Annotated in this window: 1 protein-coding gene; it reads right to left on the bottom strand. The window is 64.1% G+C overall.

Annotated features, from left to right (window positions below; all coding sequences use genetic code 11):
- Positions 1-889: IS21 family transposase (locus EPN29_14325; GenBank protein ID TAN30351.1), on the bottom strand; the 889-nt coding region annotated here is incomplete at its 3' end.
- Positions 890-1,025: the final 136 nt, after the last annotated feature.

Here is a 1,025-nt window from a genome sequence, read left to right as displayed (position 1 = left end):
CTGTGGGCAAGGGTCGCAGCTCCTCGCGCTCCCGCGCGAAGCGGTCGGCAATCGGTTCCCGATGCGTACTGTGGAGACGCTCTTGGTCGCGTTCACAGAACAGGGCCAGTGCGGCGTTGAGCTCTCCCAGCGAAGCATAGTGCGGGATCGGCCGAAAGACGTTGTCCTCGAGATAGCCGTTGGCTCCCTCGACTCCGCCCTTCTCGTTGCCCTTGGCCGGAGCGGCGAACTGGATGTCCAGCGCCAAGGCGCCGCAGAACGCGCGGAAGGCACGGTTCTCCTCGCGGTTGCGGCCGCGCAAGACGCGTGTGACGGCGATCTTGGCGTTATCGAACACTCCCTCTCGCGGGAGACCGCCGAAGGCCACCAACCCTTCGAGCAGTCCGGTGAAGAGCGCAAGCTGGTCGCAACGGCGCGAGGCGCGAGCGAAGAGCCTGCCGCTGTAACTCAAACGCATCACAAACAGCTCGAGCTTCATCAGGACGCCGGCGATGATGGCCTGCACCGGTGTGAAGTCGAACTGCACCTGATCGCCTGGGGCATAGACCGCTCGCACGAAAGCTTCCTTCGGTCGAATCAGGATGCGCCGCTGGGCCACGTACTGGCGCAACGCGCGCTCCCCGATGCGCAGTTCCGGGTCGACTCGTTCGCGCAGGAGTGTGCCGATGCGCTTGGCCGTGATTCGAGGCGAACTGCGTAGCCACTGGTCGATGTGTGACTGATAGGGATCGAGCAACCGCGGGCGCGCGACCGTGATGATGCCTGGCGGCTGCTGGCTGCGCACATACTTGCGCACGGTGTTCCTGGCCAAGCCGAGGTCACGCGCGACCACCTTGACCGGCTCTCCGTCGCGTACGCATCGCAGCCGAATGATTTCCCATTGATCCAACGGAACCAACCCCCTTGACCCTCCCTCCCTGGCGAGTGCTTGCTTACGCTTGCCTTCGGGAGGGGGGTCCTCTCTTGCTATCAGGGGGTCAATTTCTCGGTGCCGCTACGGGGTCAAATCCTCGATGCCGTTTCCA

Source organism: bacterium (assembly GCA_004299235.1).
Lineage (GTDB): Bacteria > Chloroflexota > Dormibacteria > Dormibacterales > Dormibacteraceae > SCQL01.
The sequence above is the reverse complement of the archived record's forward strand: the minus strand, read 5'-3'. Positions and strand labels throughout refer to the sequence as shown.